Below are 26,406 nucleotides of genomic sequence, written 5' to 3' on the forward strand. Positions count from 1 at the left end.
GTTTGCAATATGAAAGCGATGTTACTTGCGGCAGGTCGCGGCGAACGCATGAGACCATTGACCGACACTTGTCCAAAACCTTTATTGAAAGTGCGTGGACGACCATTGATTGTCTGGCATATTTTGAATTTAGTGAAAGCAGGTATCACCGAGATCGTGATTAACCACGCCCATCTTGGACATATGATCGTCGACACACTGGGTGACGGTAGTCAGTTCGGTGCAAAGATCAGCTACTCAGCTGAAGAAACCGCACTAGAAACCGCTGGTGGTATTGCTAAAGCCTTGCCCTTACTCGGTTCTGACCCATTTATTGTGGTGTCAGCCGATATTTATATTCCGCATTTTGATTTCAAAGAATGTTTAAATACGCTCGAAGATAATGACCCGTGGGGAAATCCATTGCCTGAACAGGAACGCGATATTGCCTGGTTGTATATGGTTAAAAATCCTGGTTTTCATCCAACAGGTGACTTTGCGCTGACTTTGATGGGTTTATCTAACGAAGGCTCGCCACGGCACACCTTTGCCAATATTGGTGTCTACCGCCCTGAAATGTTTTCCAGCATTCGTCCTGGCGACCATGCAAAGCTGGCACCGCTGATGCGCGAATTTATCGATGTGGGCCGAATCGGTGGCGAACTGTATCGTGGAGAGTGGCATAATCTCGGCACACCCGAGCAATTGAATGCGCTCAATGCACCACTGAATTTCGTTAAAGGATAGCCATGAGTCAGGCTAAACACCTCCATTTTTCTGCCCGTCGTCAACACCTGCTATCTTTGATGCAAGCGCAAGGCGGAGGTGTCGCTATCATCCCGACAGCGCGCGAACTCATTCGTAACAACGACAACACTTTTCCATTCAGGCACGATAGCTATTTCTATTATTTGTCCGGCTTTACCGAACCGGATGCAGTGATCGTTCTGATCGCTGCTGGCGATAAACAATCAGCAATTTTATTTTGTCGCGAAAAAAATATCGAGCGCGAAATCTGGGCTGGCTATCGGTTTGGCCCGGAAGCAGCGCGAGTCGAATTTGGTTTTGATGAAGCCTACGCGATCGATGACATCAATGAAAAAATGCCAGGCTTTCTCGCCGATGCACACAAGCTATTTTATAGTGCAGGTACTGAACCTCATCTGGACAACCAGCTTCAACAATGGTTGCAAGAAGTACGCGCAAAAAGTCGCGCCGGCATCAGCGTACCAGGCACCACAGTTGATGTGCGTTATCTGATTGACGAGATGCGACTATTTAAAGACAGCCTTGAAATTGCAAGTATGCAGCGTGCCGCCAGCATCTCCGGCGCAGCCCACGCCAGAGCCATGCGCGCCGCCAGAGCGGGACAATTTGAATACGAATTGGAAGCTGAGTTATTGTACGAATTCCGTCGTCAGGGCGCACAATCACCAGCCTACGGTTCTATCGTTGCCGCTGGTGCAAACGCCTGCGTTTTACACTACCAAAGCAATCAGGCAAAAATCCACGATGGCGATTTAGTTTTGATTGACGCCGGCTGTGAATTCGATAGCTACGCATCCGATATTACCCGCACGTTTCCGGTCAATGGCAAGTTCAGCCCTGCACAAAAAACCTTGTATGAGATCGTGTTGGCGTCACAATACGCGGCACTGGAATGCGCCAAGCCTGGTGCGCGCTACATGGATGGTCACCATGCCGCAGTGCGTGTACTAACGCAAGGCATGCTCGATACGGGCTTGCTCGACAAACACAAAATTGGCACGTTGGATGATGCAATTGCAAACCTCGACTACCGTCAGTTTTATATGCACGGCACAGGACATTGGCTGGGACTCGATGTACATGACGTTGGTCTTTATCGCGAAACACATAATATTGCCGAAGAAAAACCCTACCGGTATTTACAGGCAGGCATGGTCATTACCGTAGAACCTGGCATCTATGTACGACCAGCGGAACATGTACCTGAAGAGTTCTGGAATATCGGCATACGAATCGAAGACGATATCCTGATCACCAGCGATGGGCATTTGAACCTCAGCCGCGACACACCAAAAACGGTGGCAGAAGTTGAAGCTGAAATGCAACACGGTTAACAACATACAGCATGAATACTCCAGACTTTGATATTGCTATTTGTGGTGCTGGCCCAGTCGGACAAGCACTGGCACTACTGTTATCCCGGCAAGGTTTTCCCGCAGAAAAAATTGCTTTATTTGACGCAAAAACCGCAGCACAGGCAGAACAAGATGCACGTTCGATTGCGATTTCCTATGGCAGTCAGCAAATTCTTCAGCGCGCCGGAAGCTGGCCAATCAAGGCGAGTGCAATCCGTGAAATTCATGTTTCCCGTCGTTCGCATTTTGGTCGCAGTCTGATGCGTGCAGATGATTACGACGTGCCAGCCTTAGGATATGTGGCGCGTTATGGTGACATCATCAGCCCTATGCAGAACGCATTGGCGCAGACGCAAGTTCACATGTTGAGACCATTTCACGTCGGTCACATCGAAGAAAATGCAGAACATGTTGTGGTGAATCTCAAGCATACAGAAACGGGAAACCATTCCAGCGTCACCACCAAAATTCTGGTGCAAGCGGAAGGCGGCACCTTTGCTGACCAGACCCAACGTGACCAGCGACATGACTACCAACAAACCGCGATCATTGCGCATGTCACTTGTGATCAACCACAACCACAACGCGCTTTTGAGCGTTTTACCGATCAGGGACCATTGGCTTTATTGCCGCAAGAACATGGCTACGCATTGGTGTGGTGTGCTCGTCCTGCGATGGCAGAAAAACTCATGGCACTCGACGACCAGGCATTTCTCGCCGAGTTGCAAGTGGCATTTGGTCATCGACTGGGGCAATTTCAACAGATATCGAAACGCGTCGCTTATCCACTAGGTTTGAATGCGCAGCCAGATTCAACTGGACGCACAGTCAGCATCGGGAATGCCGCGCAGACCTTGCACCCAGTAGCAGGTCAAGGTTTAAATTTAGGTCTGAGGGATGCGCATACATTGGCGAAATGCTTGAGCCGCCAGACTACTGAATTGACCACCGCAATACCACAGTTTATCGAGCAACGACAAACTGACCGACAATTGACGATACGGATTACCGATAGCATGGCGCGAGTATTTGCCAGTTCGCCGGATGGTTCATTCACGCAATCTTTGCTTGGCATCAGCCTTGGCGCCATCGATGTGTTAAAACCATTTAAAAATTTACTAGCCGGACAAATGATGTACGGCTGGCGTTAATGTGCTTTTTAATTTTGCCAGCCGTTTTTTTAAAAAAGCTATAATCCGCCCCTCACTTAAAAAGGATGCATGATGAAACTCCGCACAAAAAGACGTTTGATGAACTACGGCCGTATTTACAATCACCAACTTGCGACGGTGTTAGAAGCAGCGTTTGAAGAATTCCGTGTAAATTTCACAAAAGAAGGCGAATCGCTGGAACAATCTTTAGATGCTTTGCATAAACTTGGTGCCAGTTATCGTCATTTCAAAAAATTCTCTCTGCGCTTCGCAATTTATCACTAAGCATTACTACGCATCACTAAGCTTGATGATGCGCTCCGGATCTGCAGGCGTATAAATCCTTCAGATCCGGCATTTCAATCGATAGGCAAGCCACATACCGGTTTGACTTCCTCCATACAAATCATAGAACGCAGTGAAGCCACCCCTGGCACTTGCATCAGGGTATCAGTCAAAAATTGCGATAAACTTTTCAAATCAGCCGCAACGACTTTGAGAATATAGTCAAAGTCGCCAGAAATCGTATGACATTCGATGATGTTAGGAAAAGCCCGCAACTGCTTTTCAACTTCACGCACGTTTCTGAACTGCTCTCTATCCAGAGATAAATTTACAAAAGCCATCACTCCCAAACCAAGTGCTTCAGGCGCGACCTGTGCAACATAGCCACGGATAATTTTCTTTTCTTCCAATACCCTCACGCGGCGCAGCGTCTGCGGGGCAGACAAATGAATTTTTTCCGCCAGGTTCAGGTTACTCATACGGCCATCATCTTGTAGATAGCGCAAAATACTTAAATCATAAGCATCCATTTTTATTCCTTTTTTCTGCCGCGCTAAAAGACGTAGACAGTCGTTAGATCCGCCTGAAGCAAGACGACCTTCAAAAATAACAAGTCGAGTTTTTAATCATCAATATCGTTATTCGAGATTCAGAAACCGCTCTGATTTTCTCATATACTTTATTGCTCAATTTAAAGATATTTTATTCAATAACGATATTACGAAATATAAATTCTTTATAAGTAAAATTAAGTAATTAAATTTCTTTATTTGCAGATAATACAACAAATTTAGCAATCTAATTATTCTGTCGCGTAGCTACAATGGTTATCAGAACTCGTCGTTTCCATGAGCACATTAGTGCTTGAGGCTTTTGCGAAATGCGGAAAAATTTCGCAGCGGCTTCCGGACATGCCTCTTTTTTTAATTGCCTGGCTAAGTCCATTGACGATGTTCTGGTTTTACAGGATGGATAACAAATGCATGAAAGCTTTTTTGAATTTGCACTTTTTTATCAGTTTCATCCTGGCTAATTCAAACTATTCGGAGAACATCATGGTGACCTATATTGGCACACAGGAAATGCAAGCCCACTTACGTAAGGTAAAGCCGGAAACAGCCATCACCCGCATGGCAGAGATGATTAAAGAAGACTATTTGCGCTGGGGCAGTTTTGACAAATCCGCCCGCGTGGCAAATCACTCCGACGTCGGCGTTATTGAATTAATGCCGATTTCTGACGGCACCAACTACTCATTCAAATACGTCAATGGTCACCCTAAAAATACCCAGGCTGGTTTGCTGACTGTGACTGCATTTGGTGTTCTCGCCGACGTTGATACAGGCTATCCACGTTTGTTATCCGAATTAACACTAACCACAGCAATTCGCACAGCGGCTACGTCAGCATTGGCAGCCAAATACATGGCGCGTCCAGACAGTCGACGTATGGCGCTGATCGGCAACGGTGCTCAAAGTGAATTTCAGGCAGTCGCCTTTCACGCGATGTTAGGCATAGAAGAAATCCGTGTTTTTGACGTTGATCCTGCAGCAACTGAAAAATTGATTCATAATTTGCGCGCTTACCCCAATTTACGTGTGATACGCGCCGCATCTATCGCAGAAGCAGTCAAAGGTGTGGATATTGTGACCACTGTAACAGCAGATAAAACTAATGCCACAATTCTGACACCAGAAATGATAGAACCTGGCATGCACATCAACGGCGTTGGTGGTGACTGCCCTGGAAAAACAGAGTTACACGCAGATATTTTGAATAATGCTTATGTTGTGGTTGAATACGAACCGCAATCGAGAATTGAAGGCGAATTGCAGCAAATGCCAGCAGACTTCCAGGTCACCGAACTGTGGACGATTCTTGAAGGAAAATCTACTGGACGCTCATCTGCAGAACAAATCACCGTATTTGATTCTGTCGGTTTTGCACTGGAAGATTTTTCTGCGATGCGTTATCTGGAAAAATTTGTCATGCAAAAAACTTCGCCTATGCTGGATTTAATTCCAGAAATGATGAATCCAAAAGATTTGTTTGGCATGGGAATGGGTGAGCCCGTCGTCGACACAAAAAATGCAACATCAGCAATATCGGCAATATCGGCAACACCAGAAACACCGTTAGCACCAAAAGTGCCAATACATGCTTAATACGCTTAACAGCATAACCTAGTCTGAAATTACACATAGAATGAAAACCATTTCCTTAATTGGAGCGCCAACAGATGTTGGCGCCAGCGTCAAAGGCGCAGGCATGGGGCCTGATGCACTACGAGTAGCCGGTCTGAACGAAGCACTTGAAGGCCGTCATCTCAAAGTTATCGACCACGGCAATCTACATGGTCCGGCAAATCCATGGGAGCAGCCGGTCAATGGCTTGCGCCATCTGAAAGAAGCGATCGATTGGAATCAGGCTGTTTATGACGCCGTCGACAATGCTTTGCAAAATGGCCATATTCCTATGATGCTGGGTGGCGATCATTGCCTGGCGATTGGTTCTATCAGTGCGGTTGCTGAGCATTGCCGTCGCGTTGGTAAAAAATTACGCGTCTTATGGTTTGATGCGCATGCTGACAGCAATTTATCGACGATCAGCCCGACTGGCAATATCCACGGCATGCCCGTTGCTTGCCTGATGGGTCATGGCCCAAAAGAATTGATTTCTTACGGCGGACATACACCAGCCATGAAACCAGATGAAATTCGCCAAATCGGCATCCGCAGTGTCGATGCTGGCGAAAAGAAATTCATTCATGAAATGGGTATTCAAGTCTACGACATGCGTTACATTGATGAGTATGGCATGCGCAATGTCATGAGTTCAGCGTTGGCTGGCATCGATTCCAATACGCATTTGCACGTGAGCTTTGATATGGATTGCCTGGACCCTGCAATTGCGCCGGGCGTAGGTACAGCGGTACTGGGTGGCCCAACTTATCGCGAAGCACAATTGTGTATGGAAATGATTGCCGATACTGGCTTACTCGCTTCACTGGATCTGGTTGAGCTTAATCCTGCTCTGGATTTACGCAATCAAACCGCAATTCTGGCGGTAGATCTGATTGAAAGTTTGTTTGGTAAATCGACCTTGGTCAGAATGTAAATTACTCACATTTCCAAACACGTCGTACGACAGCCATCTGCTTTGCAGGTGGCTTTTTTATTGTCTGAAAACGCTATAAAAAAATCCCCGTCGCATCAAAATGACGGGGATTTTTAATTTTAAATTTCAGCGTCTTATTCGACCGCTTTCACCATATCTTCAATGACCTTTTTAGCATCACCGAAGACCATCATGGTTTTATCCATATAGAACAGCTCATTATCCAGACCAGCATAACCGGATGCCATGGAGCGCTTATTTACGATAACAGTTTTAGCTTTGTAGGCTTCCAGAATCGGCATACCTGCAATCGGTGACTTAGGATCTTTCGCGGCCGGATTAACAACGTCGTTTGCACCCAATACCAAAACCACGTCAGCTTGACCAAATTCGCTATTGATGTCTTCCATCTCAAACACCTGATCGTACGGCACTTCCGCTTCTGCCAACAAAACGTTCATGTGACCAGGCATACGACCCGCCACCGGATGAATTGCATACTTAACGGTAATGCCTTTGTGCGTCAGTTTTTCGGTCAACTCTTTCAAGGCATGTTGCGCGCGCGCGACCGCCAGACCATAGCCTGGAACGATGATCACCGTTTCAGCATTACCCAACAAAAACGCGACGTCGTCAGCAGAGCCTGATTTGACGTTACGCTGGGCTTGCGCACCAACACTGGCCGTTGCAGCTTCACCACCAAAGCCGCCCAGAATCACATTAAAAAACGAACGATTCATCGCCTTGCACATGATGTACGAAAGAATCGCACCTGATGATCCGACCAGTGAACCGGCAATAATCAACATAGAGTTATTTAATGAAAAACCGATACCCGCTGCAGCCCAACCAGAGTAACTATTGAGCATCGACACCACGACTGGCATATCAGCGCCACCAATAGGGATAATGATCAACACGCCCAGGACAAAGGCAATCGCTGCCATCAATACAAACGGTGTCCAGCTTTGCGTAACACAGAATGCAATCCCCAAACCCAGCATCGCTAATGCCAGAATCAGGTTCAATTGATGTTGACCACTAAAACTGACTGGTGCGCCCTGAAATAAACGGAACTTATATTTACCGGACAATTTACCAAACGCAATGACAGATCCAGAGAACGTAATTGCCCCGACAAAGGTACCAATAAATAATTCAATCCGATTACCAACCGGGATAGGCATATCTTTACCAACGATATTAAATACCCATGGTTCGGATACCACAGCCACAGCAATACAGACCGCTGCCAGACCAATCAGCGAGTGCATCGCTGCAACCAATTCTGGCATCTTAGTCATCTCGACACGTTTTGCCAGAATCGCGCCGATACTGCCACCGACAACCACGCCCAATACCACCAGACCATAACCCATGCCGCTACCAGCACTTTCGGTTTTGAGCTTAACGATCAAAGCAATCGTCGTTGCTACCGCCACCGCCATACCTATCATGCCAAAAGCATTGCCGCGTCTGGCTGTCGAAGGATGAGACAAACCTTTGAGCGCCTGAATAAAACACGCTGAGGCGATCAGATACAGCATCGTTACCAGATTCATACTCATTATTTGCCCTCCTTAGCACCGTCGGTTTTGACTGCTTTAGGCTCTTTTTTCTTGAACATTTCCAGCATTCTCTGGGTCACCAGAAATCCGCCAAAAACATTCACTGCCGCCAAAGCCACAGCAACCGTTCCCATGAACTGCGCCAGCAAACCTTCAGTCAAACCTGCTGCCAACATGGCACCAACGATGATGATGGCTGAAATAGCATTAGTCACCGCCATTAAAGGCGTATGTAATGCAGGTGTTACCGTCCAGACCACGTGATAGCCAACATAAATTGCCAGCACAAAAATGATGAGGTTGGTAAGGGTATGACTAACTTCCATGATGTCCTCTCTGTTGTATGGATTAAGACATGCAAATGCAGACGATGCCGGCGGTAACATGGAGTGGACAGGTATTATTTAATTACCTGTCACTTCGCGTACCGTCGATACCGGCTTAATACTCCTTTAAACTCGTGATCTGATTTTTTGCATTCACAAAAACCACATTCGGCTTGTGTGCACGCGCTTCTTCTTCTGTCATTGGCGCGTAAGTACAAATGATCATCAAATCGCCGAGTTGCACGCGACGAGCTGCAGCGCCGTTTAATGAGATTTCGCCACTACCGCGTTTGCCTTTAATGGCATAGGTAGAGAAGCGCTCACCATTGTTGACGTTGTACAGCTCAATCTGTTCGTTCTCGATGATATTCGCAGCGTCGAGCAGATCTTCATCTATCCCACATGAACCTTCGTAGTGGAGATCGCACTGGGTCACAGTTGCGCGATGAATTTTGGCGCGGAGCATATTTCTTTGCATGGTGTTTCTACTTTCTGATACGTGTTACGAAAAAACTTTAATACTCATCTACTTCTTCAGTACTTCGCCACCAGCGCAGACCAAAGTCGCAGCAACGATTTCGTCTTCACGATTGATCGCCAGTCCAGCATCTTTGTCGATGATGAGTTTCAGAAAATCCAACACGTTACGGGCATACAACGCCGAAGCATCGGCCGCCAGCAAGGTGGCCAGATTGGGCTCACCGATAATGTGGACACCGTGTTTGGTCACTGTTTTACCCAATTCCGACAAAGGACAATTTCCCCCTTGTTCGACCGCCATATCGACAATTACCGAACCAGGCTTCATGGATTTGACAGTGTCTTCTGAAATCAATACCGGCGCTTTACGGCCAGGTATTAAAGCAGTAGTGATAATAATGTCAGCTTGTTTGGCTCGCTCATGAACCAGGGCTGCCTGGCGTTGCATCCAGGCGGCAGGCATAGGACGTGCGTAGCCGCCTGCACCTTGAGCGATTTCGCGCTCTTCATCGGTCTCATAGGGGACGTCGATAAATTTTGCGCCGAGGGATTCTACTTGTTCTTTGACCGGAGGTCTAACATCCGATGCTTCAATCACGGCCCCCAGACGCTTAGCGGTGGCAATTGCTTGCAAACCTGCTACGCCCACACCCATGATTAACACTCGGGCAGCCTTGACCGTGCCAGCTGCAGTCATCAGCATAGGCATAAAACGCTGGTAGGTATTTGCCGCCAGCATCACCGCCTTGTAACCGGCGATGTTGGCTTGCGAAGAAAGTACGTCCATCGACTGCGCACGGGTAATCCGCGGCGCCGCCTCTAAGGCAAAAGCACTGATACCGCGAGTTGCCATTGATGCAATATTGTCAGCATCAAAAGGGTTGAGCATGCCAACTAATACCGCTCCGGACTTGATCAAAGTCCTTTCACCAGCATCAGGTGCACGTACTTTTAGTACTAATTCTGCCCCGAATGCCTCTGCCGCAGTGCCGATTTGGGCGCCTGCTGCCAGATACGCTTCATCTGTGATACTCGAAGCCACGCCAGCACCAGACTGCACGATCACCTGATGTTTTGCAGCAACGTACTTCTTAATGGTTTCCGGAGTAGCCGCGACACGCGTCTCTCCAGGCCGAGTCTCGGCGGGAATGCCGATTTTCATAGATTTGCTCCCTGCTTGTGAATGAAATCTGTGTCTTCTTGCAGCACCGCGCTCCGCTTATTCTTGTACGCGATGGCAAACTAAGCGCTCATGTACGATGAACAGGTAAGCGATTGTCTGACTTGATACTTAGTCAGCATCCAGCCAGTTGTGGAGCACAAAAATACTTACCCGAATCTTACATTTAATATTCGACACAATATTACACGGAAAATGTTTTTTAGCACAACCGTTCGTTTTTTTGCATATTTTTAAATTATTTCTTTTGGCAAATTCGCCTAAAAAGTATTTACGAAATAAAAAGATGAATATTTTTGTGTTTAAAAACAATGAGCTATCAGCTATACACAAATAAAAAATGTGCTAATCAGCTAAGACAAAATGAACCCTTACGCATAAAAATTGCATTATTTTTGAGCATAGATAAAAATCGCATTAGCTAATTCACTTTCAAATTTGCTGGTTTGCCACACAAATTTTGACGGCAAAGTAAAATGTCACCCTGGCAGACTAAATGAAAGCAGCAATGTCCACTATCTGGAAGCCATCGGTCACAGTCGCGGCAATTATCGAACGCGATCAACGTTTTTTAATGATCGAAGAAGAAACCCCGGACGGCGTACGTATCAATCAGGCGGCAGGTCATCTGGATCCACATGAATCCTTAATACAAGCGGTGATTCGGGAAACACTGGAAGAAACTGCGCATGATTTCACTCCAACGGCGCTAGTAGGAACCTACTTATCCAAATTCGTTTCTCCTGTAAGCTCTGAAGAAGTGACTTATTTGCGTTTTGCGTTCACGGGCGAGCTTGGTCAGCAGCACGAACAACCACTTGATACTGGGATATTACGCACCCTGTGGATGAGCTATCAGGAAATTGTGGCCTGTCAGGAACGACATCGCAGCCCTTTGGTGCTGAAATGTATAGACGATTATCTGCGAGGACAACGCGCACCGCTGTCCTTGCTTTTTACCCATCCAAGCATACTTGGATCATAATTATGAGCAAAAAAAGAGTTGTTATTGGCATGTCCGGCGGCGTCGACTCGTCGGTATCAGCGTGGTTATTAAAAGAGCAGGGTTATGAGGTCATCGGTCTTTTCATGAAAAACTGGGAAGACGACGATGATTCTGAATATTGTTCTACCCGTGAAGACTGGATTGATGCGGTCAGTGTCGCCGACGTGGTTGGCGTTGATATTGAAGCCGTCAATTTTGCCAGTGAATATAAAGACCGCGTTTTTGCCGAATTCTTACGTGAATATCAGGCAGGTCGCACTCCCAATCCAGATGTGCTGTGTAACGCCGAAATCAAATTCAAGGCATTCTTAGATCATGCAATGAAACTCGGCGCGGATTACATCGCGACCGGACACTATGCTCGCGTGCGTGAAGTTAATGGCGAATTCCAATTGCTCAAAGCCTTGGATGCCAGCAAAGATCAGAGTTATTTTTTACATCGTTTAAATCAAAAGCAACTCGCGAACACGCTGTTTCCTCTGGGAGAAATTCAAAAGACTGAAGTCAGAAGAATCGCTGAGCAATTGCAATTGCCGAATGCGAAGAAAAAAGACTCAACTGGGATTTGCTTCATCGGAGAACGCCCTTTCCGTGACTTTTTAAATCGCTATTTATCCTACAAACCAGGTGAGATTAAAACGCCGGAAAATCAGATTATTGGCAAACACGTGGGATTGAGTTTCTACACCCTGGGTCAACGCAAAGGTATAGGCATCGGCGGCATCAAAACCCACCAAAATGCCGACGGCAGCAGCGATGCCTGGTATGTCGCCAGAAAAGATGTGGCCACCAATACCTTGTACGCGGTACAAGGTCATGATCATCCATGGTTATTATCATCCAGCTTAGACGCAACCCAAGTCAGCTGGGTGGCGGGTCATGCACCTGAGAATACGAATCTGTCCGCCAAAACCCGTTATCGCCAACCGGATATGCGTTGCACTTTTGCGGGTGACGAACAGCAGTTCAATTTGCATTTTGAACAAGCTCAATGGGCGGTTACACCTGGCCAATCAGCGGTTTTGTATGACGGCGATGTTTGCCTCGGTGGTGGCATTATTCACGCCGCATCTGCTTAATCACAGCAAGGGTCCTGGATTGCAACTTGCAGTCTATGGGATGGGATCCTGAATTAGTCCCGAATGGGGCGGGTTACATCCGCCCGACTTTTTGCTTCGTTTTATCGGGCGGCTACAACCCGCACCGCCTTTCACATCGTACCGGCATTGTGCGCAAAAACACAGACTCACAATGCCCGTTCAATCATCTTTGCTTCAAAGAATCTTTAAATTTCTCTTGCCTTCACAACAGGTTTTCGTTGACGATGAATAGCACTTGCAGTCATACATGTTTATAAAAAGAGACAAAGTAGGAACAGTTTTTTGGGGACAACTGAAAATATAATTTACATTAATAAGAATAATCGGATGAATATTCTGTGAATGTAATGCGAATATCAACATCTCAATAAAAAAGCTCACTCGTTCATTTTGATACGTTTCATTACTTTACTTAAGAAAATGATGAAACTATATTTACATTTCCTATCACTGAAAACGCCAGCCAACTATGAATCGCCCTGATACACAATCCCTTGGTGGTACAGTCAACGCACGCATAGGCAAGGTTTACATGAACCTTTCCAAAGCACATAAAAAAGCAGCTGACTATGTGTTGTCGAATGTGTTCAGATCGGCCACGATGTCTATCGACGAATTAGCAAATGCTGTCGGTATTTCGGTCGCCACTGCAAATCGTTTTGCCCGCGCCTTAGGCTTTGAAGGTTACCCGCAGTTCCGTGCAGAATTAGTGACTGGCTTTGAAGCCATGCTGGCACCGATTGATAATTTGCGCACGGAAGTCAGCCGCGCAGCAAGCAGCACAGAAATTGTCGCTGGCTCACTCAATGAAGATCTGGCAAATCTCGAGGCAACGCGTCGTGGTTTGGATGCAGATGCCTGTAATCAAGCGGTAAAAATGATACTCAATGCTGAACGTATTTATATCGTCGGTTATGGCGCAAGCGCATTTTTAGCCGGATTAATGGCGCATAATCTTGACCCATTCTGCAATACCGTACAATCAACTATAGGTGCTGGCGGCCCATCAACGGTAGCCAGACAGCTATTCAAGTTCACGCCACGTGATCTGGTTATCGGAATTTCATTTCCGCGTTACGCAGAAGATGTTGTCACGATTTTGCGTCAACTGAATGAGAAAGAAGTTCCAATACTGGCGCTAACTGATGCCCCAAGTTCACCGCTGGCGGCTTTGGCAAATGTGACCTTATTTGCACAAACCAGACGCCAGTTCTCGCCGAATTCAGAAGGCGCTGCATTGTGTCTGATCGAGGCTATCTGTAGCGCGGTTGCTCATCAAGCTGAAGCACCGGTCCACGCAGCGTCGGAAATGACGAAATTTTTACTGCACTGGATGTATCAAGATCCCGCAGGTACATCGAAAAAAACCACCCCGCATGATTACAATATTAACGACATCGATAGACCAGCCTGAGTATCAGATTATTTAAAAATGAACTCCACGTAGTATCAGGCGGCATCAACTTTGATGCCGCTATCAACAACTATTTTTTACCTTTGTTTAGCTGGTCATCAGAAGCATTCAGTTCAATTACCACTCAGACTCAACTCAAGAGTTCTCATTACAAATATCTGCATTTATCCTTGCTAAGCCAGAACTCTGTCCGCTCCGTGCAAATCACGAATAGGCCGACTCCGACGTAAAGCATACATGCTGAAACTCTTAGTGGCACTCATAATATGGCCTAGTTGAGCTAGTTCCATGCCATTTTTTGTATTCATGGTTACTTGGCCTTCGGACATCAGTCTGACACCACGTGGCAAAATTAAATGTGTGGCGTTTGCATTTTTTCCTCGGATAGCTTGTACAAGCTCGTTGCCCGGCATGGGATCTGTCGATAAGTTGCCCTGATTAAGCACTTGCGACTCGAAAAAAATTGCTTCGGACTGTTCACTTAATACCTGCATTTCTACATAAACACGCCCAGCTTGCGGACGCAAAATGCGCTGTATCACACATAGCTTTGGTTGATGCCAATCAGATTGTTCCAGCATGCACGCTGCTAAATCTCCGATGTGCATATGCGTTGTGTGACGACTTTCCAGGCTAGATAAACATATCAAACTATTATCCTGATGTCGCAAAGACCAGGTGCTTTCGACACTGGCATCCGCATCATCAGAAAACACTGCCGAGTGTCTGGCAAGCAAATCGGTCATGCGCTGCCCGATTGGTTTCCAGGTTCCTCCAGATGCAATATGCCGCAACAAGGCAAATACATCCTTAAAACCAATGAAAATTCTCAAATCAGGTACTTCTTTCTCCTGATCAAGTTTGGCCGCGGTTCTTATTGGGTAAGCATTAAATCGATCAAATTGCAATTGCGCCAAAGCGAGTTGTTCATTAGGGTGAAATAAACTCAGATGCTTAGAAAGCGTGACTTGGCACTCGGACTGGCGAGAACGCAAAACTTGAGCGAAATCACTAGTCAATGACTGCTGCAATTGATCCCATTGAAGCAGTAGTGGTTCGACGCTCGTCTTATTTAATTTGGGAGTAAAGCTGCTTGGAGTCGGATCGTAGCAATACACAAACGAGACCTGGCTTTTATTCGTTTGCTCCGACAACACGCTTAACCCAATTTTCAGGTCACCCAAACCTATCGAACGTTGCAACCACGATTGCCATTGAACAGGCCAAAAACTGAGTTGAAGGCGCTCCGACATTTGTATACTCAGATAGACATCCACTGCTCTGGTTGTAGCAACCGCCCGTTCTGCGCTGTAAGTTTGATCCAATGGTTTCAACACCACACTCAAGCGTTCTGATGCAGCTAGAATATGAATTAGGGTATTCGCCATCGCCCAGGACTTCTCGCTTAATTCTTGATAACGCAAGCCTTTGATCGATTGCTCCATTTTTAAAAATTCAAAGAGACGTAATGCCGCCAAATCCAATTTTTTGAGAGATCTTGCATAACGAAAACGTGAACACTGCTGGTAATACTGAATAATCACGCCATATGAACTGGCAAATTCTGTACAGATAGCGATTAGAGTATCGAGGGTTTGCGCACGCACTTGACTATCGGGAACACCACCGTCCTTTCCAAACCGCCCCACCATCACCTGCGTCAGCGGATAAAACAAGGCGGCTAATCGGTGGTTATATTCTTCTCGTTGAGTGATACTCGTATCGCAACGATTGAGTTGCTTGAGATTTTTTAATATCAGGCGTAAAAACTGCACGTCTTCATCCTCTGTTGCTCTCGTTTTTTGCAACTGATAAAGCGCATTTAAAACCGGTAACGGAGTCGACTTCACCAATGGCAATATGACAGTCAGCGGAATACGTTGCGCGGGGAAATTTAAGCCCAACCAGTTATACAGCCATTGCGGTAAAAAAGTCATAGGATCACTGTTACAATTTGTAATAATATAGATTATAGCAATAATTATTAACAAATTAACTAAGCTTTTTTATATCAAAGAATAAAAAAAGCCTCACCCGACTAGCGGCTGAGGCTTTTAAACTATTTCCGACTTCAATCCTTTCAATCCTACATGATCGGACCTTGCTACGTAATGAGATTTGACTAAATCAGCTCCGGATCAAGTGATCAAAAGCACCTAACGCTGCTTTAGCACCTTCACCAACAGCAATCACAATTTGCTTGTAAGGAACAGTGGTAACGTCACCCGCTGCAAATACGCCAGGCAACGAAGTCTGCCCCTTTGCATCCACGATAATTTCACCGTGACGAGATAATTCAAGCGTGCCTTTTAACCATTCTGTATTTGGCACCAATCCTATCTGTACAAACACACCTTCTAACTCGACGTGTTTAACTGCTTCAGTGACACGGTCTTTATAGCTAATACCATTTACCTTTTGGCCATCGCCATGAATTTCTGTGGTCTGTGCTTGTGTAATGACAGTGACATTTGGCAGACTATGCAATTTTTTCTGGAGCACAGCATCAGCGCGCAATTCAGCCGCGAATTCAATCAAAGTCACGTGACTGACAATACCGGCAAGATCAATTGCTGCCTCAACACCAGAGTTACCACCACCAATGACAGCAACCCGCTTGCCTTTAAACAAAGGGCCATCGCAGTGTGGGCAATAAGCGACGCCGTGATTACGGTATTCTTTTTCACCCGGCACATTGACTTCGCGCCAGCGTGCGCCGGTTGCCAGTATCACGGCTTTGGCTTTCAATGTGGCGCCGCTGGCAAGTTGAATCGACGTCATGCCGTCTTGCTGCGTCAGTTTTTCTGCACGTTGCAAATTGGTAATGTCAACGTCATAGGCTTTCACGTGCTGCTCCAAAGCTACCGCAAATTTTGGCCCTTCAGTTTCCGTCACAGAGACAAAATTCTCAATCGACATGGTGTCAAGAACCTGCCCACCAAAGCGTTCGGCAACGATACCTGTACGAATTCCTTTACGCGCAGCATAAATCGCAGCAGCAGAGCCTGCTGGACCACCACCGACGATCAACACATCGTAAGGCGCTTTGGCATCAAGTTTTTCTGCAGAACGTTGCACAGAACCCGTATCCAGCTTAGCCAGAATTTCTTCAACAGACATACGCCCCTGACCAAATACCTGACCATTAAGGTAAATCGTCGGCACTGCCATGATCTGGCGTTGCTCAACTTCTTGCTGGAACAAGGCGCCATCAATCGTGACGGATTTGATACGTGGGTTCAATACCGCCATCAGGTTCAGCGATTGCACAACTTCAGGGCAATTCTGGCAAGTCAAAGAAATGTAGGTTTCAAACAGAAAATCACCGTCAAGATTTTTGATCTGCTCGATCACATCCGCATCGACTTTTGGTGGATGACCGCCAGCCTGCAACAATGCCAATACCAACGAAGTAAATTCATGCCCCATGGGGATACCGGCAAAGCTCAACGAGATATCGTGACCTGGCGACGTAATCGCAAACGATGGCTTACGAACGGCTGGATCATTATTTTCAGACAATGAAATTTTGTCCGATAATTCAGCGATTTCGTTGAGCAAAGTTTGCATTTCTTTTGCTTTGTCACAGTCATCGAGAGAGGCAACTAACTGAATCGGGCGAGTTAATCTTTCGAGGTAGGCTTTAAGTTGTGTTTTGAGATTATTGTCTAACATGATATTTTTTCCTATTCATATGCTCGATGAGCTGCATCTACTGCATGTGCTTTAACGTTTTTAGGACTGATGCAAAATTGTCCCAATCGGGCACATCACTGATGTGCCTTACAACTCTTGGGGCGATTTTGCATCAGTCCATACCCTGATCAGCATCAGGGTATGAACGACTTACTCAACGATGCAACTCAGTCTAGTTGCACGTTTAGCCCCAAACTTAAATCTTGCCAACCAGATCCAGAGATGGTGTCAATGTTTCTGCACCTGGTGTCCATTTTGCCGGGCAAACTTCACCTGGGTGGCTCGCTACGTATTGTGCAGCTTGTACTTTGCGCAACAATTCTTTTGCATCGCGTCCGATACCGTTGTCATGTACTTCCATGACTTTGATTTCGCCAGCAGGATTGACAACAAAAGTGCCACGCAGTGCCAGACCTTCTTCTTCAATCAACACTTCAAAATTGCGGGAGATCGCCAATGTAGGATCTGCAATCATTGGGTAGTTGATTTTCGCAATCGTGTCAGATGTGTCATGCCATGCTTTGTGGGTGAAATGTGTGTCAGTAGAAACTGAGTAGATTTCAACGCCCATTTTTTGGAATTCTGCGTAGTGATCAGCCAAATCACCCAATTCTGTTGGGCAAACAAATGTGAAGTCAGCTGGGTAAAATACGAAAACAGACCATTTGCCGTTCAGATCTTCGTTCGTTACTGGAACGAATTTGCCATTATGGTAAGCAGTAGCTTTGAATGGTTTTACGATAGTGTTAATCAATGACATGGTAATTTCCTTTGTAGTTAAAACAAGTGTGACGTGATGAGACTGTATGATAGAACGTTTTTGAAATATTTAAAAACTAATTAATTTTATCAATTCAATTAATTTTAACTATCGATACAAGTATACCGTAATTTTGTTCCTGGCATATGTCACGCGGTCATGACACCATCACCATTACGATTAGCGTTCAACTTGAAAAACCGACAGAAATTCTAATTTTTACATCAAAATTTGCATCCAAACGCACGAAATACGTGATTTCTCTTTGCACAACGTTATAATTCCCGACCAATTCAATTCAAAGGTCACCTACTGTGTCTGATCGACTTGCCGTTCTTGCTCAATATTTACTCCCCAAACAGGCACTGACCGCACTCGCGGGCAAAGCTGCCGATGCGAAATGGGGCAATGTCACGACCAAATTTATCCGCTGGTTTGTCGGTAAATATGAAGTGAACATGGACGAAGCAGTAAATCCTGACATCGGCAGCTACGAGACGTTTAATGCATTTTTTACACGGCCTTTGAAAGTTGGCGCGCGGCCTATCGCAGTATCTGACTTGATTTGCCCGGTTGATGGCGCTATCAGCCAGTTTGGACCAATTACTCAGGGTCAAATTTTCCAGGCAAAAGGCCATGAATTCTCAACCACCGCGTTAATCGGCGGCGATAGCAAGGCTGCGGCGGAGTACGCCAACGGTAGTTTTGCGAATATCTATCTCAGCCCACGCGACTATCACCGCATACACATGCCATGCGAAGGCAAACTGATACGTATGGTCTACATACCAGGTGACTTGTTTTCGGTAAACCCGACGACAGCACGTGGCGTACCGAATCTATTTGCACGCAATGAGCGCTTGGTTTGCTTTTTTGAGTCCGCCAATGGCAATTTTGTCCTGACCTTAGTTGGTGCAACAATCGTCGGCAGCATGGCAACCGTCTGGCACGGCACAATTAACCCACCGCGTCCCGGAAAAATTCGCACCTGGGATTATCCAGACAAGAACATCGTCTTGAAAAAAGGCGAAGAAATGGGCCGCTTCATGCTTGGTTCTACTGTCGTGCTGCTCTTCCCGCAAAGTGACCTACGCTTTAATCCGGCATGGAAGCCGGCCGCTAGTGTCAAACTAGGTGAAGTGATGGCGGATTTTCCAGCAATCAGCAATTAAGCTCAACCCCACTCTATATTTAAAAGCCCGATATAAACGTATCGGGCTTTCTTGTTTTTAAGCATCTATTTTTAAGTTTTTACTGCTCGCATCATTGCGATATTCCGGCGCACCATATGCATTTTCAACATCCCCCCAGCGCCAAAAACTTATTCGTTATTCATCTACACCGAAAGAAAAACTAACGTGCCGATAGAAATTTCTTGCAAATTCTCGCTACATCAACAATAATCTAAATAAGAATTGTTATCATTTAGATTTTAAGGTTTGTTATGGATGAATATTTACCACATCAGGTTCCGTCTCACGGCATGACAACTACTGGGCGTGAACCGACAAAAGCACCAACTTCTGTTCCACGTTTAAACAGCAAAGAATTAATGCAGCACTCAAGAGAAGTCGAAATTGATCACGAGGGCAGAATTTACCGCTTGCGCGTCACCCAGCTTAACAAGCTGATATTGACCGCCTGATTTTACATCGTCATCAGCCAGCTATTTGCATCTCAGCCAGTCAGATCGTAGTCAATCAAATGGAGAAACACGATGCCAAATACTTTACTGAAAGAGACTGTACCAACAGAAGCGCAGATTTCTGGTCATAGCGAAAAATCAACGCACGCAGAATTGCTTGTTTCAGCCGCTTTACATCTGATGTCACATTACAGCGTCAATTCAGCGTCTTCATAAGACAACAGTCCCTGCCTGAAGTTAGCTTCGGTTATAGAACGACACCTGAAGGCCTTGTCTGAATTATCAGATCTGACTCCGGTACTTCGTGCTACTTGCCAACAACTCAGTGAGCAATGGGCTGGTTTGATTGATAGTAATTTGAAGCGACAAAACAAAATACAGCGTTTTTCCTGGTTAATGCCTGCCGCCAGCGAGTAAGTTCTGATCGAAATTAGAAGGATATTTTCATGATTGTCTGTGTTTGCAACAACGTCTCTGAATCCAAAATCCAGCGTGCAGCCGAAGCAGGCATACGCACCATGGCGGAGCTGCGCACGCAACTTGACGTCGGGACTTGCTGTGGCAAATGCGCTGGATGCGCCAGAAAAATCTTGCGCGAGCACTGCGAGAAACAAGAAACACAGAGCAACACACATGGCGTGCACTTACTACTCCATAACATTCAGTTTCACGCCAAAGGAGTACCAGCATGAGCACGGCAAGCGCCAACTTGTTTGAATACGAAGATACTGGATTCAATCTCAAACGTTATGCAACGTTTGGCTTTATCGTACTTACTCATATTGCCGCAATTTATGCGCTGAAAAGTGGTTTTGTGACTGAAATCAAAATGAATTTACCAAAAGAAGTCATCGTCAGCTTTGTTAGCACCCCACTAAATGTCGCAATAAAGAATGACTCCAGGCCAAGCAATACTAAAAAAACGACATTAGCAGTACCAGCGATAAAGCCAGTCGCATTACCAGATCTGGCCAGTAACGCCCCAAGTGAAAATGCAATCGTGATCGCGGCTGCTGAAACCCCTGTCCACGAAAAACCCGCACTTTCAACCAGCATCGCCACGGCCTCGGCACAGACTACGCCGCAACCATCGTTGAAGGCCACCAGTCAAGTCGAATATCTACGCGCGCCACAACCCGTCTACCCTGCACAATCACGTCGTCTGCGCGAAGAAGGAAAAGTAACACTGAAGGTACTCGTCAACGAAAAAGGTGAAGCGGAAAAAGTTGATGTCCATCACTCATCAGGATCACAACGCCTTGATGAAGCTGCCCGTGCTGCCCTCATGCATGCCTTGTTCAAGCCCTATGTTGAGGATGGTAAAGCAATACCTATGCTTGCCACAGCAACCATCAATTTCTCCTTAGCTGGATAGTTTTATTTCTTAATCTCTTGAAAATTGTTATGATGATTGCGTGGCATGACGCTTGCCCGCAGCCATCAACTGCCGTCTGCGCCATCACCATTCGCTAGAAATACCTGATTCAAATTTCTTTGAAAGGATGCGCTATGAAAGGTGACGTTAAAGTCATTAAATTGTTGAATGCACAGCTCACGAATGAGTTGAGTGCCATCAATCAATACTTCCTTCACGCCCGTATGTATAAGCATTGGGGCTTTGAAAAAATCGCTAAAAAAGAGTACGAAGAATCCATTGGCGAAATGAAACATGCTGACAAGCTGATCGACCGCATTCTGATGCTGGGCGGCTTACCCAATTTGCAAGCCTTACATAAGTTGATGATAGGCGAAGATACCAAAGAAATGCTGAGCTGCGATTTGAAGCTCGAACAGGCTGCGCAAAAAACGGTAAAAGAAGGAATTGCCGCCTGTGAAGCACATGCAGATTTTGTGTCTCGCGAAATCTTCCAGCATATACTTGAAGATACAGAAGAACACATCGACTGGTTGGAAACTCAGTTAGAGCTGATCGAAAAAATTGGCATCCAAAATTATTTGCAATCACAAATGACTGAAGAAGAGTAATTGCTTAATGTGAGTATTTGCTATTGCGGTGGAGTCCATTTTCTATCAACTTGAATTGGCGGGTTGCTCACGACCTACTTAATTCAAACAAAAAAAGGATGAGCTTTTGGGCATCATCCTTTTTTAAGAAACTGTTGAAACGGTCTTCAGGTAACTTTTCACCTGAGATAGTCGTTTTAACCTGGTACTGTATCTTTAAACGACTGGCGCTCGGACAGTTTATCAAACAACTTACCAAGGTTAGGGAATTCGGTACGCCAATCGATATCCGGGAAGCGGAAGTTTAACCAGTCGAGTGCACAAACAACGCTGATGTCTGCCAGCGTCATATGGTTACCGGAGCAAAATGCAGTTTCACCGAGACCTGCTGACATCGCTTTTAATCCCGCATTGACTTTGTTCATCTGGCGTTCTATCCATTCCGCGCTTTGCTGCGCTTCAGGCCGCAAGGTTTTCTCTAGACGTACTAAAATTGCGGCATCAAGCACACCGTCAGCCAGCGCTTCCCAGCATTTCACTTCGGCGCGTTCACGCCCCAATGCGGGAATCAACTTACCAACGGGCGTTAAGGTGTCCAGATACTCAACAATCACACGAGAATCAAACATCGCACCGCCATCTTCCATCAAGAGACATGGAACTTTGCCGATTGGATTGGACTCTTGAATCTTGGTATCGCTGGCCCATACATTTTCCAACAAAAACACGTAATCAATTTTCTTTTCCGCTAAGACAATACGAACTTTTCTTACGTAAGGACTGGTGGTAGAGCCGATGAGTTTCATAGTTTTTGCAAGAATGATGTGGATTTGATTATAGCATTGTGAAAGTTAAAAGCTGCGGTTTCCAGAGCCCCTGAGTCACCGCGCAAACCAGAAAATACCATTCCAAGTTCAGGTTGATCGGCGTTAAGACTATTTTATCGAACCTTAATAAACCCGTTATAACCCCTTTATACCCCCTTTAAGCAAGCATCAAATGGTAAAATTGGGGCTTGAGCGCAAAAATAAAGATAAGCAAGTAGAACGTTTCAGGATACTTAGCTTAGATTATAACCTTGTTATTTTTAGTAAAAACACAACTTAATGTTGTTTTTAGCGCAATGCTTTCTATCTCACACTACCACATCGAGCGATCATGTCCTTATCCTCCCTTTCCGCCCTCTCGCCATTAGATGGCCGCTATGCTGCCAAAGTCGATGCTTTACGCTCAACGCTATCGGAAGCTGGCTTTATGCACCACCGCGTTAAAGTTGAAATTTCCTGGTTGCAAGCCTTATCGCAGGCTGGCTTTGATGAAATTAAACCATTTTCGACTGCCGCCAACGCACTGCTGGATAAACTGGCGGCTGAGTTTTCCGAAGCCGATGCACAACGCATCAAGGATATCGAAGCAGTGACTAACCATGACGTCAAAGCTGTCGAATATTGGCTGAAAGAACAAGTCAAAGATGTGCCAGAGCTAGTTGCTGCAAGTGAATTTATCCATTTTGCGTGCACCTCAGAAGACATTAACAACACATCTCACGGTATGATGTTGAAAACAGCACGTGATAGCGTCATGCTGCCAGCCTTGAAAAAGCTGATTGCACGTCTGACAGAGTTAGCGCATACCAACGCCGATGTACCTATGCTGTCGCGTACCCATGGTCAGGCTGCAAGCCCGACGACCTTGGGTAAAGAAATGGCCAACGTCGTAGCACGTCTGCAGCGCGCCTTGAAGCGTATTGAACAAGTAGAAATTCTGGGGAAAATGAATGGCGCTGTTGGTAACTACAATGCTCATTTATCCGCTTACCCACACTACGACTGGGAAAGCTTCTCTAAAAATGTGATCGAGCAGCGTCTTGGTCTGACATACAACCCATACACGATACAGATTGAGCCGCATGATTACATGGCGGAAATGTTTGATGCATTTGCACGCGTCAACACGATCTTGCTGGATTTAAATCGTGATATCTGGGGTTACATCTCGGTTGGTTATTTCAAGCAAAAAACCAAAGCCGGTGAAATTGGTTCTTCCACCATGCCACACAAAGTCAATCCTATCGACTTTGAAAACTCCGAAGGTAATCTCGGTCTGGCTAATTCTTTGCTGCGTCATTTATCTGAAAAATTGCCAGTTTCCCGCTGGCAGCGCGATCTGACTGACTCAACAGTCTTGCGTAACATCGGCGTAGCGTTAGGCTACACCTTACTTGCCTACGACAGTTGCCTGCGTGGTCTGAATAAGCTGGAAACAAATCCAGAACGCCTGGCTGCAGATCTGGATGCAACTTGGGAAGTATTGGCTGAACCAGTTCAAACAGTAATGCGTCGCTACGCAATTGAAAATCCTTACGAGCAATTAAAAGAATTAACTCGTGGTAAAGGTATTTCCAAAGAAGCATTGCGTGAGTTTGTTGAAGGTCTGGCAATTCCACAAGAAGCTAAAGACGTGTTGCTGGCAATGACACCTGCCAACTACATTGGTATTGCTGCAAAGTTAGCTAAAGCCATTTAATTTTGTATAACTTGAACATGCGGATGTTCAAGTTCTCGAACCAAAATAAGAAAGCGCAATCAAACAGTTGATTGCGCTTTTTTTCATCCTCTATTCAAGTATGACAACGAGCCTTATGCACGCCTACTGCAAGGTATTGCTTATCAAAATCAACATTAGAAAATAAACCGTGTTCAGCAGAGTTGAACTTTTTTTGCTATATTAGTTCTAATACGAACTAATTTTTATTTTACAGGAATCCAGGTATGCCGACAAAAGATCGATATCCGATAACACTCATCGCTTTACATTGGCTCATCGCTATCTTGATTGTTACCGCTTTTGCACTCGGCACAATCATGACTGACATGCGCATCAGCCCAACCAAGCTGCAATACTACTCCTATCATAAATGGCTGGGTGTCACGGTGTTAGGATTGGTGGCAGTCCGCCTGTTAGCGCGCTTACTTAGTGCAGCGCCCGCCTATCCTGAAACTATGGGAATCTGGCAAAAGAATGCCGCAAATGCAACGCACATCCTGTTGTATGTGTTGATGTTTGCGGTTCCCTTGTCTGGCTATTTTTATACATCTGCTGCTGGTTATCCGGTCGTGTATCTGGGTCTGTTTGAATTACCAACCTTTATCGCCCCGGATCCAGACCTTAAACATACACTCAAAGAATTACATGAATTACTAACTAATGTCATGCTCGGCGTCGTGATCTTGCATGTACTTGCCGCACTCAAGCATCAATTCGTTGATAAGGATGGTATCTTGCGCCGCATGATGCCGACTAAATGAATCCATCCGTAATGAATAATCAGAGGAAAATAATGAAACTCTTCAAAAATTCCAAGCAACTTCTCGTCTCAACCATCGTCGTTGCAATCGCGATTCCTGCACTGGCAGCCATCTCCAAACTCGATACCAGTAAAAGCACGGTCGGTATCGTGTTTAAACAAATGAATGTGCCGGTGGATGCTAAGTTTAAAAAATTCTCAGCAGTCATCGATTACAACGCCGCCAAACCAGAAACCTCAAAAGCGAGCGTAGAAATTGACCTCGCCAGTTTTGATTTAGGCGATGCCGAGTACAACAAAGAAGTATTGAAAAAAGAATGGTTTAACGCAGCGCAATTTCCTAAAGCCAGCTTCGTTGCAACCAGCATGAAAACCAGCGGCGCAGGCAAACTTGATGTGAGCGGCACATTGACCATCAAAGGCAAAAGCGCTGCCGTCAGTTTTCCTATGAACGTAAAACAGGAAGGCAATACACAAGTGTTTGATGGCAGCCTGCCGATCAAACGTCTGGCGTTCAATATCGGCGAAGGTGAATGGAAAGACACCGGTATGGTCGCCGATGAGGTCACGATTAAATTTCACGTAGTCACCACGCAGTAAAAACTCAGCAAGAACGCAGTAGCACGAAATTTTACGAAGTTATCCCATGTTAAATCCTGAATGTCAGCAACTACACGCTGACATTCAACCTTTATCCAATCAGGAGTCACTATGAAATTAGCAAAACTCATCGCCGCCGCTTTGGTTATCAGTACAGCACCAGCATTTGCAGATACTTACAACATTGATCCTAGCCACACTTACCCAAGTTTTGAAGCTGACCATATGGGCGCTTCTGTATGGCGCGGTAAGTTTGATAAAACCAGCGGCACAGTTACTTTAGACCGTGCAGCGAAAACAGGCACAGTTGATATCACGATCGATACTTCATCTATCGATTTCGGTATGACAAAAATGAACGATCACGCTAAATCTGCGGATATGTTCAATGTCGAAAAATTCCCAACTGCCACTTTCAAAAGTACTTCTGTCAAATTCAATGGCGACACTCCTGTTACCGTCGATGGTCAATTCACTCTGTTGGGCGTCACTAAGCCATTGACACTGACCATCAACAAATTTAAGTGCATTCAACATCCAATGTTGAAAAAAGAAGTTTGCGGTGCTGACGCATCTGCAGAATTCAAGCGTACAGATTTTGGCCTGAACTATGGCACCCCACGTTTTGCACCTGAAGTAAAATTAGCGATCCAGGTTGAAGCCGTTCGCGCTGACTAACATTTTGCAATAATTGCGTAATGCAA

General features: G+C 45.7%; 27 protein-coding genes and 1 pseudogene. 19 read left to right on the forward strand and 9 right to left on the reverse strand.

Translation table 11 applies throughout. The features are described 5' to 3' along the window. Positions 1 to 9 precede the first annotated feature (9 nt). The 4 genes from murU to H8K32_RS02830 all read left to right on the forward strand — a co-directional run bounded on the left by murU (position 10) and on the right by H8K32_RS02830 (position 3,538). Positions 10 to 726, forward strand: a complete 717-nt coding sequence (gene murU / locus H8K32_RS02815; protein ID WP_186910967.1) for an N-acetylmuramate alpha-1-phosphate uridylyltransferase MurU — start codon at positions 10 to 12, stop codon at positions 724 to 726. A gap of 2 nt (positions 727 to 728) precedes the next feature. Further along, on the forward strand, positions 729 to 2,081 hold the full coding sequence (locus H8K32_RS02820) for an aminopeptidase P N-terminal domain-containing protein (protein ID WP_186910968.1): 1,353 nt from the start codon (positions 729 to 731) through the stop codon (positions 2,079 to 2,081). An 11-nt stretch (positions 2,082 to 2,092) separates the two neighbouring features. Further along, a complete protein-coding gene (locus tag H8K32_RS02825; RefSeq protein ID WP_186910969.1) occupies positions 2,093 to 3,253 on the forward strand; it encodes a UbiH/UbiF/VisC/COQ6 family ubiquinone biosynthesis hydroxylase in 1,161 nt (386 codons plus the stop codon). A gap of 72 nt (positions 3,254 to 3,325) precedes the next feature. Next, positions 3,326 to 3,538, forward strand: a complete 213-nt coding sequence (locus H8K32_RS02830) for a hypothetical protein (RefSeq protein ID WP_186910970.1) — start codon at positions 3,326 to 3,328, stop codon at positions 3,536 to 3,538. Between the two features lie 74 nt (positions 3,539 to 3,612). Here H8K32_RS02830 and H8K32_RS02835 read toward each other — a convergent pair whose 3' ends face one another. Continuing rightward, the gene (locus tag H8K32_RS02835; RefSeq protein ID WP_186910971.1) at positions 3,613 to 4,068 is read right to left on the reverse strand and encodes an Lrp/AsnC family transcriptional regulator; all 456 of its coding nucleotides are present in this window, start codon (positions 4,066 to 4,068) and stop codon (positions 3,613 to 3,615) included. Positions 4,069 to 4,593: 525 nt separating this feature from the next. On the opposite strand from H8K32_RS02835, the gene H8K32_RS02840 reads away from it, so the two are divergent. Together H8K32_RS02840 and rocF are read left to right on the forward strand one after the other, a co-directional pair. Continuing rightward, positions 4,594 to 5,703: an ornithine cyclodeaminase gene (locus H8K32_RS02840; protein ID WP_186910972.1), complete on the forward strand. Its 1,110-nt coding sequence runs from the start codon at positions 4,594 to 4,596 to the stop codon at positions 5,701 to 5,703. Between the two features lie 40 nt (positions 5,704 to 5,743). Beyond that, a complete protein-coding gene (gene rocF, locus H8K32_RS02845; protein ID WP_186910973.1) occupies positions 5,744 to 6,655 on the forward strand; it encodes an arginase in 912 nt (303 codons plus the stop codon). A gap of 134 nt (positions 6,656 to 6,789) precedes the next feature. Here the strand turns inward: rocF and H8K32_RS02850 are convergent, their stop codons facing one another. From H8K32_RS02850 to H8K32_RS02865, 4 genes are all read right to left on the reverse strand, one after another. Continuing rightward, positions 6,790 to 8,223 (reverse strand): NAD(P)(+) transhydrogenase (Re/Si-specific) subunit beta, encoded by a 1,434-nt coding sequence (locus tag H8K32_RS02850; protein ID WP_186910974.1) that lies wholly within the window; start codon positions 8,221 to 8,223, stop codon positions 6,790 to 6,792. Continuing rightward, positions 8,223 to 8,549: an NAD(P) transhydrogenase subunit alpha part 2 gene (locus H8K32_RS02855; protein WP_186910975.1), complete on the reverse strand. Its 327-nt coding sequence runs from the start codon at positions 8,547 to 8,549 to the stop codon at positions 8,223 to 8,225. The genes H8K32_RS02850 and H8K32_RS02855 overlap by 1 nt, the downstream gene beginning before the upstream one ends. Positions 8,550 to 8,664: 115 nt before the next feature. Next, positions 8,665 to 9,027: an aspartate 1-decarboxylase gene (gene panD, locus H8K32_RS02860; protein ID WP_186910976.1), complete on the reverse strand. Its 363-nt coding sequence runs from the start codon at positions 9,025 to 9,027 to the stop codon at positions 8,665 to 8,667. Between the two features lie 48 nt (positions 9,028 to 9,075). Beyond that, positions 9,076 to 10,191 carry a Re/Si-specific NAD(P)(+) transhydrogenase subunit alpha gene (locus tag H8K32_RS02865; protein ID WP_186910977.1) on the reverse strand — a complete coding sequence of 372 codons (1,116 nt, stop codon included), beginning with the start codon at positions 10,189 to 10,191 and terminating at the stop codon, positions 9,076 to 9,078. A 526-nt stretch (positions 10,192 to 10,717) separates the two neighbouring features. Here H8K32_RS02865 and H8K32_RS02870 point away from each other — a divergent pair. From H8K32_RS02870 to H8K32_RS02880, 3 genes are all read left to right on the forward strand, one after another. Beyond that, positions 10,718 to 11,194 (forward strand): NUDIX hydrolase, encoded by a 477-nt coding sequence (locus H8K32_RS02870; protein ID WP_186910978.1) that lies wholly within the window; start codon positions 10,718 to 10,720, stop codon positions 11,192 to 11,194. A 2-nt stretch (positions 11,195 to 11,196) separates the two neighbouring features. After that, positions 11,197 to 12,294 (forward strand): tRNA 2-thiouridine(34) synthase MnmA, encoded by a 1,098-nt coding sequence (gene mnmA, locus H8K32_RS02875; protein WP_186910979.1) that lies wholly within the window; start codon positions 11,197 to 11,199, stop codon positions 12,292 to 12,294. Between the two features lie 490 nt (positions 12,295 to 12,784). After that, positions 12,785 to 13,729 carry a MurR/RpiR family transcriptional regulator gene (locus H8K32_RS02880; protein ID WP_186910980.1) on the forward strand — a complete coding sequence of 315 codons (945 nt, stop codon included), beginning with the start codon at positions 12,785 to 12,787 and terminating at the stop codon, positions 13,727 to 13,729. A 173-nt stretch (positions 13,730 to 13,902) separates the two neighbouring features. Here H8K32_RS02880 and H8K32_RS02885 read toward each other — a convergent pair whose 3' ends face one another. From H8K32_RS02885 to ahpC, 3 genes are all read right to left on the reverse strand, one after another. After that, positions 13,903 to 15,666, reverse strand: coding sequence for a hypothetical protein (locus H8K32_RS02885; protein WP_186910981.1), 1,764 nt, complete (start codon positions 15,664 to 15,666; stop codon positions 13,903 to 13,905). 190 nt (positions 15,667 to 15,856) lie between these two features. Beyond that, positions 15,857 to 17,404 (reverse strand): alkyl hydroperoxide reductase subunit F, encoded by a 1,548-nt coding sequence (gene ahpF, locus H8K32_RS02890; RefSeq protein ID WP_186910982.1) that lies wholly within the window; start codon positions 17,402 to 17,404, stop codon positions 15,857 to 15,859. 217 nt (positions 17,405 to 17,621) lie between these two features. Then, complete coding sequence (gene ahpC, locus H8K32_RS02895; RefSeq protein ID WP_186910983.1) at positions 17,622 to 18,185, reverse strand: alkyl hydroperoxide reductase subunit C; 564 nt, start codon at positions 18,183 to 18,185, stop codon at positions 17,622 to 17,624. A gap of 314 nt (positions 18,186 to 18,499) precedes the next feature. Here ahpC and asd point away from each other — a divergent pair, with 314 nt between their 5' ends. The 6 genes and pseudogenes from asd (at position 18,500) to bfr (ending at position 21,816) form a co-directional block, all read left to right on the forward strand. Beyond that, entirely contained in the window at positions 18,500 to 19,357 is an 858-nt protein-coding gene (asd, locus tag H8K32_RS02900) for an archaetidylserine decarboxylase (protein ID WP_186910984.1), read from the forward strand. Positions 19,358 to 19,629: 272 nt separating this feature from the next. Next, a complete protein-coding gene (gene hemP / locus H8K32_RS02905; protein WP_390312905.1) occupies positions 19,630 to 19,830 on the forward strand; it encodes a hemin uptake protein HemP in 201 nt (66 codons plus the stop codon). A gap of 180 nt (positions 19,831 to 20,010) precedes the next feature. Continuing rightward, a pseudogene (locus H8K32_RS02910) lies at positions 20,011 to 20,247 on the forward strand (hypothetical protein). Positions 20,248 to 20,276: 29 nt separating this feature from the next. Next, positions 20,277 to 20,522, forward strand: coding sequence for a (2Fe-2S)-binding protein (locus H8K32_RS02915; protein ID WP_186910985.1), 246 nt, complete (start codon positions 20,277 to 20,279; stop codon positions 20,520 to 20,522). Continuing rightward, complete coding sequence (locus H8K32_RS02920) at positions 20,519 to 21,205, forward strand: energy transducer TonB (RefSeq protein WP_186910986.1); 687 nt, start codon at positions 20,519 to 20,521, stop codon at positions 21,203 to 21,205. Before H8K32_RS02915 ends, H8K32_RS02920 begins: the two co-directional genes overlap by 4 nt. A 134-nt stretch (positions 21,206 to 21,339) precedes the next feature. Next, a complete protein-coding gene (bfr, locus tag H8K32_RS02925; RefSeq protein ID WP_186910987.1) occupies positions 21,340 to 21,816 on the forward strand; it encodes a bacterioferritin in 477 nt (158 codons plus the stop codon). A gap of 176 nt (positions 21,817 to 21,992) precedes the next feature. Here the strand turns inward: bfr and H8K32_RS02930 are convergent, their stop codons facing one another. Then, the gene (locus H8K32_RS02930) at positions 21,993 to 22,601 is read right to left on the reverse strand and encodes a glutathione S-transferase N-terminal domain-containing protein (protein ID WP_186910988.1); all 609 of its coding nucleotides are present in this window, start codon (positions 22,599 to 22,601) and stop codon (positions 21,993 to 21,995) included. Between the two features lie 352 nt (positions 22,602 to 22,953). On the opposite strand from H8K32_RS02930, the gene purB reads away from it, so the two are divergent. The 4 genes from purB to H8K32_RS02950 all read left to right on the forward strand — a co-directional run bounded on the left by purB (position 22,954) and on the right by H8K32_RS02950 (position 26,380). After that, the gene (gene purB, locus H8K32_RS02935; RefSeq protein WP_186910989.1) at positions 22,954 to 24,321 is read left to right on the forward strand and encodes an adenylosuccinate lyase; all 1,368 of its coding nucleotides are present in this window, start codon (positions 22,954 to 22,956) and stop codon (positions 24,319 to 24,321) included. 245 nt (positions 24,322 to 24,566) lie between these two features. Then, the gene (locus tag H8K32_RS02940) at positions 24,567 to 25,103 is read left to right on the forward strand and encodes a cytochrome b (RefSeq protein WP_186910990.1); all 537 of its coding nucleotides are present in this window, start codon (positions 24,567 to 24,569) and stop codon (positions 25,101 to 25,103) included. Between the two features lie 32 nt (positions 25,104 to 25,135). Further along, the gene (locus H8K32_RS02945; RefSeq protein ID WP_186910991.1) at positions 25,136 to 25,702 is read left to right on the forward strand and encodes a YceI family protein; all 567 of its coding nucleotides are present in this window, start codon (positions 25,136 to 25,138) and stop codon (positions 25,700 to 25,702) included. A gap of 111 nt (positions 25,703 to 25,813) precedes the next feature. After that, entirely contained in the window at positions 25,814 to 26,380 is a 567-nt protein-coding gene (locus H8K32_RS02950) for a YceI family protein (protein WP_186910992.1), read from the forward strand. The last annotated feature ends 26 nt before the right edge of the window (positions 26,381 to 26,406 follow it).

This window comes from Cognatundibacterium jejuense, from assembly GCF_014284255.1.
Taxonomy (GTDB): domain Bacteria; phylum Pseudomonadota; class Gammaproteobacteria; order Burkholderiales; family Burkholderiaceae_D; genus Undibacterium; species Undibacterium jejuense.

What these genes read in the sequence shown, in the direction of transcription:
- H8K32_RS02870 (WP_186910978.1), top strand. Translation starts at nt 10,718, where the DNA reads ATGTCCACTATCTGGAAGCCATCGGTCACAGTCGCGGCAATTATCGAA.
- H8K32_RS02920 (WP_186910986.1), top strand. Translation starts at nt 20,519, where the DNA reads ATGAGCACGGCAAGCGCCAACTTGTTTGAATACGAAGATACTGGATTC.
- ahpF (WP_186910982.1), bottom strand. Translation starts at nt 17,404, where the DNA reads ATGTTAGACAATAATCTCAAAACACAACTTAAAGCCTACCTCGAAAGA.
- mnmA (WP_186910979.1), top strand. Translation starts at nt 11,197, where the DNA reads ATGAGCAAAAAAAGAGTTGTTATTGGCATGTCCGGCGGCGTCGACTCG.
- H8K32_RS02850 (WP_186910974.1), bottom strand. Translation starts at nt 8,223, where the DNA reads ATGAGTATGAATCTGGTAACGATGCTGTATCTGATCGCCTCAGCGTGT.
- hemP (WP_390312905.1), top strand. Translation starts at nt 19,630, where the DNA reads ATGGATGAATATTTACCACATCAGGTTCCGTCTCACGGCATGACAACT.
- purB (WP_186910989.1), top strand. Translation starts at nt 22,954, where the DNA reads ATGTCCTTATCCTCCCTTTCCGCCCTCTCGCCATTAGATGGCCGCTAT.
- H8K32_RS02865 (WP_186910977.1), bottom strand. Translation starts at nt 10,191, where the DNA reads ATGAAAATCGGCATTCCCGCCGAGACTCGGCCTGGAGAGACGCGTGTC.
- ahpC (WP_186910983.1), bottom strand. Translation starts at nt 18,185, where the DNA reads ATGTCATTGATTAACACTATCGTAAAACCATTCAAAGCTACTGCTTAC.
- H8K32_RS02885 (WP_186910981.1), bottom strand. Translation starts at nt 15,666, where the DNA reads ATGACTTTTTTACCGCAATGGCTGTATAACTGGTTGGGCTTAAATTTC.
- bfr (WP_186910987.1), top strand. Translation starts at nt 21,340, where the DNA reads ATGAAAGGTGACGTTAAAGTCATTAAATTGTTGAATGCACAGCTCACG.
- H8K32_RS02835 (WP_186910971.1), bottom strand. Translation starts at nt 4,068, where the DNA reads ATGGATGCTTATGATTTAAGTATTTTGCGCTATCTACAAGATGATGGC.
- H8K32_RS02820 (WP_186910968.1), top strand. Translation starts at nt 729, where the DNA reads ATGAGTCAGGCTAAACACCTCCATTTTTCTGCCCGTCGTCAACACCTG.
- H8K32_RS02950 (WP_186910992.1), top strand. Translation starts at nt 25,814, where the DNA reads ATGAAATTAGCAAAACTCATCGCCGCCGCTTTGGTTATCAGTACAGCA.
- panD (WP_186910976.1), bottom strand. Translation starts at nt 9,027, where the DNA reads ATGCAAAGAAATATGCTCCGCGCCAAAATTCATCGCGCAACTGTGACC.
- H8K32_RS02915 (WP_186910985.1), top strand. Translation starts at nt 20,277, where the DNA reads ATGATTGTCTGTGTTTGCAACAACGTCTCTGAATCCAAAATCCAGCGT.
- rocF (WP_186910973.1), top strand. Translation starts at nt 5,744, where the DNA reads ATGAAAACCATTTCCTTAATTGGAGCGCCAACAGATGTTGGCGCCAGC.
- H8K32_RS02830 (WP_186910970.1), top strand. Translation starts at nt 3,326, where the DNA reads ATGAAACTCCGCACAAAAAGACGTTTGATGAACTACGGCCGTATTTAC.
- murU (WP_186910967.1), top strand. Translation starts at nt 10, where the DNA reads ATGAAAGCGATGTTACTTGCGGCAGGTCGCGGCGAACGCATGAGACCA.
- H8K32_RS02940 (WP_186910990.1), top strand. Translation starts at nt 24,567, where the DNA reads ATGCCGACAAAAGATCGATATCCGATAACACTCATCGCTTTACATTGG.
- H8K32_RS02840 (WP_186910972.1), top strand. Translation starts at nt 4,594, where the DNA reads ATGGTGACCTATATTGGCACACAGGAAATGCAAGCCCACTTACGTAAG.
- H8K32_RS02880 (WP_186910980.1), top strand. Translation starts at nt 12,785, where the DNA reads ATGAATCGCCCTGATACACAATCCCTTGGTGGTACAGTCAACGCACGC.
- H8K32_RS02855 (WP_186910975.1), bottom strand. Translation starts at nt 8,549, where the DNA reads ATGGAAGTTAGTCATACCCTTACCAACCTCATCATTTTTGTGCTGGCA.
- H8K32_RS02945 (WP_186910991.1), top strand. Translation starts at nt 25,136, where the DNA reads ATGAAACTCTTCAAAAATTCCAAGCAACTTCTCGTCTCAACCATCGTC.
- H8K32_RS02930 (WP_186910988.1), bottom strand. Translation starts at nt 22,601, where the DNA reads ATGAAACTCATCGGCTCTACCACCAGTCCTTACGTAAGAAAAGTTCGT.
- H8K32_RS02825 (WP_186910969.1), top strand. Translation starts at nt 2,093, where the DNA reads ATGAATACTCCAGACTTTGATATTGCTATTTGTGGTGCTGGCCCAGTC.